We start from the raw sequence: 12,075 nt of genomic DNA, 5'->3' as shown, positions 1-12,075 counted from the left end.
GCCTCTGACACCGGTGGTACGGAAGAGAACGGAAGAGAAGCCCGCGGCCCCCACGGCCGCGGGCTTCTCTCTTGTCGCGATGGCCCGTCCCGCTTTATAGTCAACATGACCATTAAGGAGGCGGGCGTGAGTCCAGTGCTGCCTTCCACCGGTGACCGCCGGCGGACCTGGTCCCACGGGGGTGGACCAGGTCCGTCGGCCCGGCGGGGGCGACGATGAGCACACCCGAGCGGCGCGCCGCCACGGCCGAGGCCACGCCCCCGTACGACGCCGTCCCGTACGACCCGTCCGCCTTCGAGCCCTTCGCCGTCACGGTCGACCTCGCCGTCTTCACCGTCCGCGAGAGCCGGCTGCACGTCCTGCTCGTCGAGCGCGGCGAGGCCCCCTACCGGGGCGACTGGGCGCTGCCCGGCGGCTTCGTCCAGCCGAAGGAGTCCGCCGGGCAGGCCGCCCGCCGCGAACTCGCCGAGGAGACGGGCCTGTCCGAGGAGACCGCGGGCGCGCTCCACCTCGAACAGCTCCGCACCTACAGCGCCCCGGACCGCGACCCCCGGATGCGGGTCGTCTCCGTCGCGTACGCCGCGCTCGTACCGGACCTGCCCGAGCCACGCGGCGGCGGGGACGCCGCCCGCGCCCGCTGGACCGAGTTCGGCGACCGCGGCTCGCTGGCCTTCGACCACGACCACATCCTCGCCGACGCCTACGACCGCATCGGCGCCAAGCTCGAATACACCTGTCTCGCCACGGCCTTCTGCCCGCCCGAGTTCACCCTGGGCGAGCTGCGGCAGGTCTACGAGACCGTCTGGGGCGTGGCACTCGACCGCCCCAATTTCCGGCGCAAGGTCCTCACCACGCCAGGGTTCGTCCAGGCGCTGGAGGGGCCGCCGCGCCGGACGGGTGGCCGCGGGAAACCCGCCGCGCTCTACCGTGCGGGCGCCGCCACCACGCTGCACCCACCTCTGCTGCGACCGGAAGGACGGACGGCATGATCATCGCGAGGACCCTCACCAAACAGGCCGCGACCGGCACCCTCATCGGGCTGGCGCTCGGCGACGCCCTCGGTTTCCCCACCGAGTTCAGCGACGTTCCCTCGATCCTGGCCAAGTGCGGCCCGTGGCGCGAGATGTCCCTGCCGAAGCCCGCCGTCGTCACCGACGACACCCAGATGACGCTCGCGTTCGCCCGCGGCATCAGGACCGCGATGGACCGCGGCGTCCTCGGACCGATCCGTCTGGAGCGGCCCGTACGCGACGAGTTCGTGGACTGGTACCACTCCCCGGACAACAACCGCGCCCCCGGCGCCACCTGCATGAAAGCCTGCATGCTGCTCGACAGCGAGCGGCCCTGGCAGCGCGCCAGCCAGATCCACTCCAAGGGCTGCGGGGCCAACATGCGCGTCGCCCCGATCGGTCTGGTACCCGGGCTGAGTGACGAACAGCGGGCGGGCGCGGCCCAGTTGCAGGCCGCGCTCACCCACGGGCACCCCACGGCGCTGGCCGCCTCCGACCTCACGGCCCGCGCCGTCTACCTGCTCTCGCACGGCGGCGAACCCGAGGCGCTGATGGGCCAGCTCCGCTCGTACGCGTACGAGAACCGCGAGCACTACCGCCAGCGCTGGCTCGGCGACCTGTGGACGTACGCCGACGACGCCACCCCCGAGGAGTTCATCGCCCGCGGCTGGGACGAGTGCCTGGAAGCCCTCGAACGCCTCCAGCAGGCTCTGCGTTCCCCCTCCCCGGAGACCGACCCCTGCCTGGCCACCGGGGACGGCTGGATCGCCGAGGAGGCCCTGGCCACCGGGCTGCTCTGCTTCCTGCTCTTCCCGTCCGACCCCGTCACGGCGCTGCGCCGGGCCGCCTGCACGCGCGGCGACTCCGACTCCATCGCCACGCTCGCGGGCGCCTTCGCCGGCGCCTACCTGGGCGCGGGCGCCTGGCCCAAGGAGTGGGCCGAGCGGATCGAGTACCGCAGCGACCTCATGTCCCTGGGAGCCCTCTGGGACTCTTGATCCATGCGTACCGAAGAGATGAGCGCGGACGAGCGGGACCACCCGGCGGGGCCGGGCCACGCCGAGGAGCGGAGCCGCACCGACCGCCTGCGCGCCGCCGGGCTGCCGGTCACCGACCTCGGCCCGGTCCTCGCCGCGGAGAGCGACCCGCTGCTGTTCGCCACCGTCTCCGGGGCTCATCTGTACGGCTTCCCTTCCCGCGACTCGGACGTGGACCTCCGAGGCGCCCACCTGCTGCCGGTCGCCGCGCTGATCGGACTCCGCGAACCGGAGGAGACCCGGTCGCGGATGGGCGACCGGGACGGCGTGGAGACGGACCTCGTCACGCACGACCTGCGCAAGTTCGTCCGGCTGATGCTGCGCCGCAACGGCTATGTGCTGGAGCAGCTCCTCTCCCCGCTGGTGGTCAGGACGTCCGAGGCGCACCGGGAGCTGATCGCGCTCGCGCCCGCCGTACTGACCAGCCACCACGCCCACCACTACGCCGGGTTCGCGCGGACCCAGTGGCGGCTGTTCGAGCGGACCGGCGAACTCAAGCCCCTGCTCTACACCTTCCGCGCGCTGCTCACCGGCGTGCACCTGATGCGCGGCGGCGGGATCCTCGCGCATCTGCCCACCCTGCTCCAGGAGGTGGCGGCGCCGGGCTATCTGCCCGAGCTGATCGCCGCCAAGGCCGAGGCCGAGCACGGACCGGCCACCGGACCCGGCCGGGACCGGCTGGAGCGGGACGTGGAGGCGCTGCGCACGGTGCTGGACGAGGCGCGGTCGGCCACCGCCCTGCCCGGCGCCGCCGTCGGCGCCGGGCACGAGGCGCTGCACGACTTCGTGGTCCGCGTCCGGCTGGCGGGCTGATCCGCGGGCACGGCCCTACCCGCGGGCCGAGGCGCGGCGCGTACGGATCAGGAAGTCCTCCACCCGGGCGCGGTCGGGATCGGCCGGTAGCGGGGATCGCGCGAGCGCCGCGTCCGCCTCGGCGGCCAGTCCGGTCATCCGGCGCTCCACCTCCGGCCAGGGCACCTCGCCGCGCTTGACCGCGAGCAGCGGCTCACGCTCCGTACCGACATCGATGACCAGTTCCCCGGTACGGAGCAGATCCCGGCAGGAGGCGAGCAGCCGGAGCAGATGCATGGCGTGCTTCCAGCGCGGCGCCCCGTGGCGCCGCACGTCCGTCTCCAGCTTCCTGCGCTGCCCGTCCGCGTACCGGATGAAGGTCTGGTGCGCCTGCCGGGAGAGGAACGCGTCGCGCAGCGCCAGCAGTTCACGCCCCGTGGCGTCGAGGTGCTCGACGAGCGGGGAGTGCAGGCACTCCAGCACGTTCGGGTTGGTGCTCAGGGCGAGGGAGCAGAAGCGTTCCAGCTCCCAGGAGAACTGCTCGGGCGCGGGCCCCTCGACATGGGTCGGCGGCTTCTCGAACCCCCAGTACAGCGGCGTCGGGGCGAGGAAGACCCCGCGCCGGTCCGTGTCGCTGCCCTCCGTCGCCAGCCCGAAGGCGCGCGAGCCCATGACACACGCGTAGACGGTGTGGTCACGGACGAGGGACTCCGGCGAGGGCGAGGTCATGCGCGCGAGCGTACGGAGTCGCGGGGCGTCGGGAGCCCGCTGGCTATCGTGCACCAGGTCGTTAGTCTGGACGGAGCACTCGATCATTCAGGGAGAACGTTGTGGCGGTACGAGCGGTTCGCGGAGCCGTCCAGTTGGAGCGGGACGAGTCCGGGCACATGGACGAGCAGGTCAAGCAGCTCCTCACCGCGATCATGGAGCGCAACGAACTCACCGCCGACGATCTCATCAGCATCTGGTTCACGGCGACGCCCGATCTGCACAGCGACTTCCCGGCCGCAGCCGCGCGCGGCCTCGGCATCGTGGACGTACCGCTGATCTGCGCCCAGGAGCTGGACATAGCGGGCGCCCTGCCGCGTGTGGTCCGCGTGCTCGCCCACATCGAGTCCGATCTGCCCAGGTCCGAGGTGGCGCACGTCTACCTCGGCGCCGCCGCCGCTCTGCGCAAGGACATCGCCCAGTGAGAACCGCCCTCGTCGTCGGGACCGGCCTGATCGGCACCTCGGCCGCGCTGGCCCTGGCGGGGCGCGGGGTCACCGTCCACCTCAGCGACCACGACCCCTCCCGCGCCAGGACCGCCGCCGCGCTCGGCGCCGGTACGGACGCGGCGCCCGAGGGCCCCGTCGACCTGGCGATCATCGCCGTACCGCCCCGGCACGTCGCCGTCACGCTCGCGGAGGCGATGCGCGCCGGGGCGGCCCGCGGCTACCTGGACGTCGCCAGCGTCAAGGACGGGCCCCGGCGCGAACTGGCGGCGCTCGGCCTGGACACCACCGCGTACATCGGCACGCACCCCATGGCGGGCAAGGAGCGCTCGGGCCCGCTCGCCGGGACCGCCGACCTCTTCGAGGGACGGCCCTGGGTGCTGACCCCGACCAGGGAGACCGACACCGAGGTGCTCAACCTCGCGCTGGAGCTGGTCTCGCTCTGCCGCGCCCTGCCCGTGGTCATGGACGCGGACGCGCACGACCGGGCGGTCGCGCTGGTCTCGCACACCCCGCACCTCATCTCCTCGATGGTCGCGGCCCGGCTGGAGGCGGCCGACGAGAGCGCCGTACGCCTCTGCGGCCAGGGCATCCGGGACGTCACCAGGATCGCGGCCTCCGACCCGGCGATGTGGGTCGAGATCCTCTCCGCCAACGCGGGCCCGGTCGCCGAGGTGCTGGCTGCCGTCGCCGCCGACCTGGACGAGACCGTCGAGGCGCTGCGCGCGCTCCAGTCCGCCGACGAGGCGAAGCGGCGCGGCGGCGCGGCCGGCATCGAGGACGTCCTGCGGCGCGGCAACGCGGGCCGGGACCGGGTCCCCGGCAAGCACGGCGCCGCCCCGACGGCGTACGAGGTCGTGGCCGTCCAGATCAGCGACCGGCCGGGCGAGCTGGCCCGGATCTTCGCGGACGCCGGCGCGGCCGGGGTGAACGTCGAGGACGTACGCATCGAGCACGCCACCGGGCAGCAGGCGGGCCTGGTCCTGGTGATGGTCGAACCGGCGGCGGCGCCCGTCCTCGCCGCGGCCCTGCGCGAACGCGGCTGGTCCATCCGGCAGTGACCACCAGGTGACCCGCAGTGACCCGCGGTGACCCGCAGTGGCATCGGCGAGGATCCGCAGGTGACGGGCGTACGGGGGCCGGACGGGGTCCCGTACGACGGGTGCGATCGGGGCCCTGAAGACTCGGTAACCTTGTGCGGGGGCGTGTGCGCGTCCCCGCACATCCACCCCGTGACTCAGGAAGGTGTCCGCCCCCCGTGGAAGCTACCCCCGCCCGGACCGCCCAGGCCGCTGTGATCGTCGCCATCGACGGGCCCTCGGGCACGGGCAAGTCGAGCACCTCCAAGGCCGTGGCCGCCCAGCTCGGGCTGAGCTACCTGGACACCGGCGCGCAGTACCGCGCGATGACCTGGTGGATGATCAGCAACGGCGTCGACGTCGAGGACGCCGCCGCCGTCGCGACCGCCGCCGCCAAGCCCGTCCTGGTCTCCGGCACCGACCCGGCCGCGCCCACGATCACCGTCGACGGCGTGGACGCCGCGGGCCCGATCCGTACCCAGGAGGTCACCGCCCGGGTGAGCGCGGTCAGCGCCGTCCCCGAGGTGCGCGCCCTCATCACCGGCCTCCAGCGCGAGATCGCCGCCGCCGCGCCGCTCGGCATCGTCGTCGAGGGCCGTGACATCGGGACGACGGTCCTGCCGGACGCCGACGTCAAGATCTTCCTCACCGCGTCCCCGGAGGCCCGCGCGGCCCGCCGCAGCGGTGAGCTGACGGGCAAGGAGGCGACCGACGTCGCCGCCACCCGGGAGGCGCTCGTCAAGCGGGACGCGGCCGACTCCGGCCGCAAGACGTCCCCGCTCGCCAAGGCCGCCGACGCTGTCGAGGTGGACACCACGGATCTCACGCTCCAGCAGGTCATCGAGTGCGTCGTGACCCTGGTGGAGGAGAAGCGGGCCGCGCGGTGAGCGCGGCGGGCGCGCCGCCCTCGGAGAAGGGCGCGGCGGTCGGCAGGGGCATCGGCATCGGGCTGATGTACGGGCTGTGGAAGCCGCGGGTGCTCGGCGCCTGGCGGGTCCCGGCGAGCGGCCCGGTGATCCTCGCGGTCAATCACGCGCACAACATCGACGGGCCGATGGTGATGGGCACAGCGCCCCGGCCGGTGCACTTCCTGATCAAGAAGGAAGCGTTCATCGGCCCGCTCGACCCGTTCCTGCTCTCGCTCGGGCAGGTCAAGGTGGACCGTTCGATCGCCGACCGCACCGCGGTCACCGGCGCGCTCGGGGTGCTGGCGGACGGCGGCGTCCTGGGGATCTTCCCCGAGGGCAGCAGGGGCGAGGGTGATTTCGCCTCGCTCCGTGCCGGACTCGCCTATTTCGCCGTACGGTCGGGAGCACCGATCGTGCCGGTCGCGGTGCTCGGCTCCACCGAGCGCCCCGGCCGCCTGATACGGGGGCTGCCCGCGCTGCGCAGCCGCGTGGACGTCGTCTACGGCGACGCCTTCGCGGCCGGCGACGCGACCGGGCGGCGCACCCGCAAGGCCCTGGACGAGGCCACCGTACGGATCCAGGAGCGGCTGACCGCCCACCTGGAGCACGCCCGGCGCTTCACCGGACGTACCGGGTCCACCGGGCCCTGAGACACAGCACGACTTCAGTAGTGCGCCGCGAGCCGTGGCGCACCGATCACGATGAACGAGGTACGGACTTCATGAACGACCACATCGACTCCGGCGACGAGCACGGGGAGCTCGGCGACGCCGAGTACACGGACTTCATGGAGCTTGCCGCTCAGGAGGGCTTCGAGGCCGAGGAGGTGGAGGGCGCGCTGGACGAGGCCGGTCACGGCCCGCTGCCCGTCCTCGCCGTCGTCGGCCGCCCGAATGTCGGCAAATCGACTCTCGTGAACCGGATCATCGGCCGCCGCGAGGCCGTCGTCGAGGACAAGCCGGGCGTCACCCGCGACCGGGTCACCTACGAGGCCGAGTGGGCGGGCCGCCGCTTCAAGATCGTCGACACCGGCGGCTGGGAGCAGGACGTCCTGGGCATCGACGCCTCCGTGGCCGCCCAGGCCGAGTACGCGATCGAGGCCGCCGACGCGGTGGTCTTCGTCGTGGACTCCACGGTCGGCGCCACCGACACCGACGAGGCCGTGGTACGGCTGCTGCGCAAGGCGGGCAAGCCCGTCGTGCTCTGCGCCAACAAGGTCGACGGACAGAGCGGCGAGGCGGACGCCACCGCGCTCTGGTCGCTCGGCCTCGGCGAGCCCCACCCGGTCTCCTCGCTGCACGGCCGCGGCACCGGCGACATGCTCGACGCGGTCCTCGAAGCGCTGCCCGAGGCGCCGGCCCAGACCTTCGGCACCGCGCTCGGCGGCCCGCGCAGGATCGCCCTCATCGGCCGTCCGAACGTCGGCAAGTCGTCCCTGCTGAACAAGGTCGCGAACGAGGACCGGGTCGTCGTCAACGAGGTCGCGGGCACCACCCGGGACCCGGTCGACGAGCTGATCGAGCTGGGCGGCACGGTCTGGAAGTTCGTCGACACCGCGGGCATCCGCCGCCGGGTGCACCTCCAGGCGGGCGCGGACTACTACGCGTCGCTGCGTACCGCCGCCGCCGTCGAGAAGGCCGAGGTCGCGGTCATCCTGATCGACACGAGCGAGTCCATCAGCGTCCAGGACCAGCGCATCGTCACGATGGCCGTCGAGGCGGGCCGTGCCATCGTCGTCGCGTTCAACAAGTGGGACACCCTCGACGAGGAGCGCCGCTACTACCTGGAGCGGGAGATCGAGACGGAGCTGGCGCAGGTCGCCTGGGCGCCCCGGGTCAATGTCTCCGCCCGCACCGGCCGCCACATGGAGAAGCTGGTCCCGGCGATCGAGACGGCGCTGGCGGGGTGGGAGACGCGCGTCCCGACCGGACGCCTCAACGCCTTCCTCGGCGAGCTGGTCGCCGCGCACCCGCACCCGATCCGGGGCGGCAAGCAGCCCCGCATCCTGTTCGGCACCCAGGCGGGCACGAAGCCGCCGCGCTTCGTGCTCTTCGCCTCCGGCTTCATCGAGGCCGGGTACCGGCGGTTCATCGAGCGCCGGCTGCGCGAGGAGTTCGGCTTCGAGGGCACCCCGATCCACATCTCCGTGCGGGTGCGCGAGAAGCGCGGGCGCAAGAAGTAGCGGGACGGAGCGCTCGGGAACGGAGTGCTCGCGGACGGAGCGTCCGCGGAAGAAGCGCCCGGGAACGGAGCGCTCGGGGACGGAATCGCCGTACGCGGTGGGGCCCGGCACGGATCATCCGTGCCGGGCCCCACCGCGTACGGCCGAGACGGCGACCGCTCCGGTGTGTGAAGGTCAGATCCCGCGGCGCGGCCCCGGGGGCAGCGCCGGCCGGTCGGGCCTGGCCATGTGCTGCTGCCGGGGGTCCCGCTGCCAGGACCCCGGGTACTGCGTCTGCGTATGACCGAAACCGCTGTGGCCGCCGTAGACGTGGTGGGATCCGTGCAGCCCGGTGCCGAACGCCGTGAAGCCGAGATTCTCCTCGTTGCTCCGGTCGCCCGGCAGCGCTCTGAAGGACCTGCGGAACTCGGAGTAGAGCGCGTCGTAGATCGGGGTCGTGGAGAACCCGTCCGCTCCGTCCTGCGCCGGGCGCATCGAAGGGATCTGGCTCTGGTACTGCGGGCGGGAGGGGTCGTATGAGTGCACGTACGTGCCAACGACCCCGTCGTCCGTCGGATGCGGGCTGCCCGGGGAATTAGCCGGCTGCGGGTACGGGCGCAGCCGGCGGGTGGGGCGCGTGGCCTCGGTCACGTGCCGGCCAGCGGCATCAGGGCGGCGACCAGATTGCCGTTGGCCGCGGCCTTCTCCAGGGCGTCGCGCAGCAGGTCCTCGCGGGGCTGCTGGCCGATGGAGCCGACCGGCGCGGCGAAGACCAGCACCCGCTGCGACTTGTTGGCCGCCGTCCGCCACCCCTCCGTGACCTGGAGCGGCTGGTGGGCCTGCCACCAGGCGGTCGGGGAGGCGCCGTCGCCGCCGGGCTGGAGTACGGCGTGGAGCTGGCCCATGGCGAGCAGTACCGACCAGCCCGGGTTCTGCGCGGGCACCGACTTCAGGGCGTTGACCGGCTGGAAGCCCTGTTCGATCAGGAGCGACAGGAACTCGTCGGTGGTGGAGTCGGAGCCCGGCCGGGCGATCGGGGCCGTCGGCTCGACGACGAGGGCGGGGTGCAGATCCTCCTCCAGCAGCACCAGACCGCTGGTGACACCGAGCACGGCCTGTCCGGGGGCGGCGTTGGGGGCGGCGACGACCGGGGACGGCTGGGGCTGTTCGCCGCCGGTGATCGACCGGACGGCGCCCTGGAGCTGGTCCTCGGCGACCTGGACGACCTGGGAGGGGATGCAGGTGGCGTGGGCGAAGGCGAGAACCGCGGTCTCCTCACCCACGAACAGGACGGTGCTGGTCCGCTCCTGTTCGGAGTCGCCGGGGGTCCGGCAGGAGGTGCAGTCGTAACTGCCCGGGGAGTTCTCGCCGGCGAGCAGCCGGTCGGCTTCTTCGTCGCCGATCTCGGCGCGGACGTCCTCGCTGACATCGAGCATGCGCGGCACGGGTGGCTCCTCGAACTCGGTGCGTGGGCCGGGCTGTTCCCGGCTCGTACAGAGACAACGGGCGAGCCGTGGCCCGGGTCACGCGCGCAGGCGTACAGAATCGAACCGTTCGGTGCGCCGCCCTGACGGGTGGCCGGAACCCGTACCGCCCGGTCGGCCCGGGGAACGGGCGCGTCCGTCGGCCCGTCACGCCACGTACCAGGTCAGAAGGTGTACAGATCGACAAATCGGGATGTCGGCGAGTCGTGGCGGTGGCCGGATCCCGTTGCTTCTTCCGGTGTCCTCCGTGGCCGGGACCCCGGCGGGCCGGGCGGGTGGGGGCGAGGACGGACGGCGTGCGGGTTGTGCGGGGAAAGCGTGAATTCGTTCGGCGCCCCAATGGCGCCCCCTTTATGTAACACGAGTTCGTACCCCACTCATTGAGGGGAATTCAGGGAGCGGGAATTTATGTGATCTTCGGGGCTTTGGAATTATCGACGAGTGGGGGGCGACTGGTCCGTAAGAGTGAAGTCGTTCACACCCGGAGAGTGTCGGGAACCTGTGACACAAGCGTGACCGCCGAGGGACGTGAACGTTCCTCTCCCGGTATCGGATGGGCTTCCGATACCCTTCCGCTCCGCTTCCTTCGGGGCTCCCCGGCGCCTACGGTGAGTGGCATGGCACCCATACCGACTCCACCCCGACAGCCCGACGACGCACCCGAGTCCTACGTCGGACTCGACGCCGAGAGCGCCGAGCGGCAGGCGCGCGGGCGCGGCTGGTCCCACCTCCGAGCGCTGCCCCCGGGCTCGATCATCACGATGGAGTTCGTCGTCGGCCGGCTCAACTTCGAGGTCGACGGCGGCAAGGTCATCCGCTGCTGGGCCGGCTGAGCGACACGACGCACCGGTAACTGACGCACCGGTAACTGGCACACCGGTAACTGGCACACCGGTACGGACGCACGGGTGCGACCGGTACGACGAAGCCCCGGCCGGAGCCGGGGCTTCGTCATGTCGCGGGGGAGAGGCTGTGCGTACCGCCCCCGCGGGGCTTTCAGCCGCCCGTCACGGGCCGGGAGCGGGGCGGGCGGCGGCTGCCGCCCGCCGGGGTGACCGGGGTCCGCTCCGAGCGCACCGCGTGCTGCCGGGGCTGGGTGGTGAGCGACCCGGCGCTACGGCCGCCCGCCGTGCGCCCGCCGTGGGCCGGGCCGACCGCCTCGCAGGGCGTGCCCTCCACGGACTGCTGCGCGCCCTGGGGCACCGTCTCCGGCTGCCTGGCCTGCTCGGACTCCGGCTCCGCCACCGGGGTGGTGGCCGGGCCACGGCGGGCGCGCCAGCGCTCGCGGACCGCGAAGACCATCCGCTCGGCACGGCCGATCAGCGGCTCCGCCCAGGGCAGCCCCAGCAGGATCAGCAGCCCGGCGGCCCAGCCGAGGAGTACATCGCTCAGCCAGTGCGTACCGAGGTAGACGGTTGTCGCGCCGACCCCGAGCGCCACCAGGGACGACATGACCGAGAGATAGCGCCTGGCCCGTGGCGTGGTGGCCAGGTAGGCGAGGATTCCCCAGGTCACCACGGCGTTGGCGGTGTGGCCCGAAGGAAATATATCGCCGCCCGCGAAGAGTTCGGCCGAGCCGATCTGCGTCGCGTAGTGGGGGCCGAGCCGCCCGAGGCCGAGCTTGACCGCCCCGACGGTCACGTTGAGCAGCAGCAGCGCCGCCCCGAGGGTCAGCAGCGGTCGCAGCGTGTGCTGGCGCCAGGAGCGCCAGCCCAGCCAGGCCGCGATCATCACGGCGGTCGGGCCGCGCTGGCCGAGCACCACGAAGTAGTCCAGGTAGGGGTGGATGACCGGCCACTGCTGGTAGGGCCGGAAGAGCATGATCTTCCAGTCGATGATCACCAGCGAGGACGAGACGAGCACGGCGACGACGATGGCGAGATAGAACACCAAAGTCCCGCCGAAGAGAGCCTTACGGGTGCGGCTCATCCGCGGGATCTCTATCTTCGGCGGTTCCGGCTCCCGGTCCAGGCGGGCAAAGATGTCGGTACGCACCTAAAGGACGTTACAGCGAGTGAGTGTGTGAACCGGCCGATCCGGTCCCTTCGTGATGACGATGTGATGTGGACTATGTCTCGGATCACATTTCCGTAAGAGTCGTTCCTGAAATGGCCAGGGCCCTTCGGCCCTATTCATCAGGACGCGGTTCCGGTGACTGTCTTTCCGCGGAACGGAATTAGTTCACCGAGGCGTCGCGCGGAATTTCCCTCACGCTCGTGTCGCGCCCGGGGCCCGGTCCCTGGCGCGGGCGACGTGGCGTACGCCACACTCCCTGGTCAGAGCGGTGAGAGATGCACCACGCGCCACGCGGGAACACTCGCGTACGCTGACGGCTCACTCGCCCGTCGATGCCGGGCCACCCCGAGGGACCCGTGTCCCCGTTGGCCCGC

General features: G+C 72.4%; 13 protein-coding genes. 9 read left to right on the top strand and 4 right to left on the bottom strand.

Annotated features, from left to right (window positions below; translation table 11 throughout):
- The first annotated feature begins 215 nt into the window (after positions 1–215).
- The 3 genes from ACIBJC_RS22470 to ACIBJC_RS22460 are packed head-to-tail and all read left to right on the top strand — an operon-like array spanning position 216 to position 2,860.
- Entirely contained in the window at positions 216–989 is a 774-nt protein-coding gene (locus tag ACIBJC_RS22470; RefSeq protein ID WP_399295097.1) for an NUDIX hydrolase, read from the top strand.
- Positions 986–2,008, top strand: coding sequence for an ADP-ribosylglycohydrolase family protein (locus tag ACIBJC_RS22465; protein ID WP_399295095.1), 1,023 nt, complete (start codon positions 986–988; stop codon positions 2,006–2,008). Before ACIBJC_RS22470 ends, ACIBJC_RS22465 begins: the two co-directional genes overlap by 4 nt.
- An 18-nt stretch (positions 2,009–2,026) precedes the next feature.
- Positions 2,027–2,860, top strand: a complete 834-nt coding sequence (locus tag ACIBJC_RS22460; protein WP_399295191.1) for a DNA polymerase beta superfamily protein — start codon at positions 2,027–2,029, stop codon at positions 2,858–2,860.
- Positions 2,861–2,875: 15 nt separating this feature from the next.
- On the opposite strand, the gene ACIBJC_RS22455 is transcribed toward ACIBJC_RS22460, so the two are convergent.
- The gene (locus tag ACIBJC_RS22455; RefSeq protein WP_399295093.1) at positions 2,876–3,568 is read right to left on the bottom strand and encodes a DNA polymerase beta superfamily protein; all 693 of its coding nucleotides are present in this window, start codon (positions 3,566–3,568) and stop codon (positions 2,876–2,878) included.
- Between the two features lie 101 nt (positions 3,569–3,669).
- On the opposite strand from ACIBJC_RS22455, the gene aroH reads away from it, so the two are divergent.
- From aroH to der, 5 genes are all read left to right on the top strand, one after another.
- Positions 3,670–4,032, top strand: coding sequence for a chorismate mutase (gene aroH, locus ACIBJC_RS22450; RefSeq protein WP_399295092.1), 363 nt, complete (start codon positions 3,670–3,672; stop codon positions 4,030–4,032).
- On the top strand, positions 4,029–5,114 hold the full coding sequence (locus tag ACIBJC_RS22445) for a prephenate dehydrogenase (protein ID WP_399295091.1): 1,086 nt from the start codon (positions 4,029–4,031) through the stop codon (positions 5,112–5,114). The genes aroH and ACIBJC_RS22445 overlap by 4 nt, the downstream gene beginning before the upstream one ends.
- A 197-nt stretch (positions 5,115–5,311) precedes the next feature.
- Positions 5,312–6,019: a (d)CMP kinase gene (gene cmk, locus ACIBJC_RS22440; RefSeq protein ID WP_399295089.1), complete on the top strand. Its 708-nt coding sequence runs from the start codon at positions 5,312–5,314 to the stop codon at positions 6,017–6,019.
- Complete coding sequence (locus tag ACIBJC_RS22435; RefSeq protein ID WP_399295087.1) at positions 5,977–6,690, top strand: lysophospholipid acyltransferase family protein; 714 nt, start codon at positions 5,977–5,979, stop codon at positions 6,688–6,690. Before cmk ends, ACIBJC_RS22435 begins: the two co-directional genes overlap by 43 nt.
- 71 nt (positions 6,691–6,761) lie before the next feature.
- Positions 6,762–8,222, top strand: a complete 1,461-nt coding sequence (gene der / locus ACIBJC_RS22430; RefSeq protein ID WP_399295085.1) for a ribosome biogenesis GTPase Der — start codon at positions 6,762–6,764, stop codon at positions 8,220–8,222.
- Between the two features lie 174 nt (positions 8,223–8,396).
- Here the strand turns inward: der and ACIBJC_RS22425 are convergent, their stop codons facing one another.
- Both ACIBJC_RS22425 and ACIBJC_RS22420 read right to left on the bottom strand, forming a co-directional pair.
- Entirely contained in the window at positions 8,397–8,696 is a 300-nt protein-coding gene (locus ACIBJC_RS22425; RefSeq protein ID WP_399295083.1) for a hypothetical protein, read from the bottom strand.
- 152 nt (positions 8,697–8,848) lie between these two features.
- Entirely contained in the window at positions 8,849–9,646 is a 798-nt protein-coding gene (locus ACIBJC_RS22420) for a hypothetical protein (protein ID WP_399295081.1), read from the bottom strand.
- 656 nt (positions 9,647–10,302) lie between these two features.
- Between ACIBJC_RS22420 and ACIBJC_RS22415 the strand changes: the two genes are divergently transcribed.
- Positions 10,303–10,518, top strand: a complete 216-nt coding sequence (locus tag ACIBJC_RS22415; protein WP_329824622.1) for an I78 family peptidase inhibitor — start codon at positions 10,303–10,305, stop codon at positions 10,516–10,518.
- Positions 10,519–10,681: 163 nt separating this feature from the next.
- On the opposite strand, the gene ACIBJC_RS22410 is transcribed toward ACIBJC_RS22415, so the two are convergent.
- Positions 10,682–11,680: a phosphatase PAP2 family protein gene (locus ACIBJC_RS22410; protein ID WP_399295078.1), complete on the bottom strand. Its 999-nt coding sequence runs from the start codon at positions 11,678–11,680 to the stop codon at positions 10,682–10,684.
- Positions 11,681–12,075 lie beyond the last annotated feature (395 nt).

This window comes from Streptomyces sp. NPDC050509 (genome assembly GCF_044457965.1).
Classification (GTDB): Bacteria; Actinomycetota; Actinomycetes; order Streptomycetales; family Streptomycetaceae; genus Streptomyces.
Note: the sequence above shows the minus strand (reverse complement) of the source record. Positions and strands in the feature narration are given on the sequence as shown.

What these genes read in the sequence shown, in the direction of transcription:
- ACIBJC_RS22470 (WP_399295097.1), top strand. Translation starts at nt 216, where the DNA reads ATGAGCACACCCGAGCGGCGCGCCGCCACGGCCGAGGCCACGCCCCCG.
- ACIBJC_RS22465 (WP_399295095.1), top strand. Translation starts at nt 986, where the DNA reads ATGATCATCGCGAGGACCCTCACCAAACAGGCCGCGACCGGCACCCTC.
- ACIBJC_RS22460 (WP_399295191.1), top strand. Translation starts at nt 2,027, where the DNA reads ATGAGCGCGGACGAGCGGGACCACCCGGCGGGGCCGGGCCACGCCGAG.
- ACIBJC_RS22455 (WP_399295093.1), bottom strand. Translation starts at nt 3,568, where the DNA reads ATGACCTCGCCCTCGCCGGAGTCCCTCGTCCGTGACCACACCGTCTAC.
- der (WP_399295085.1), top strand. Translation starts at nt 6,762, where the DNA reads ATGAACGACCACATCGACTCCGGCGACGAGCACGGGGAGCTCGGCGAC.
- ACIBJC_RS22425 (WP_399295083.1), bottom strand. Translation starts at nt 8,696, where the DNA reads ATGCGCCCGGCGCAGGACGGAGCGGACGGGTTCTCCACGACCCCGATC.
- ACIBJC_RS22415 (WP_329824622.1), top strand. Translation starts at nt 10,303, where the DNA reads ATGGCACCCATACCGACTCCACCCCGACAGCCCGACGACGCACCCGAG.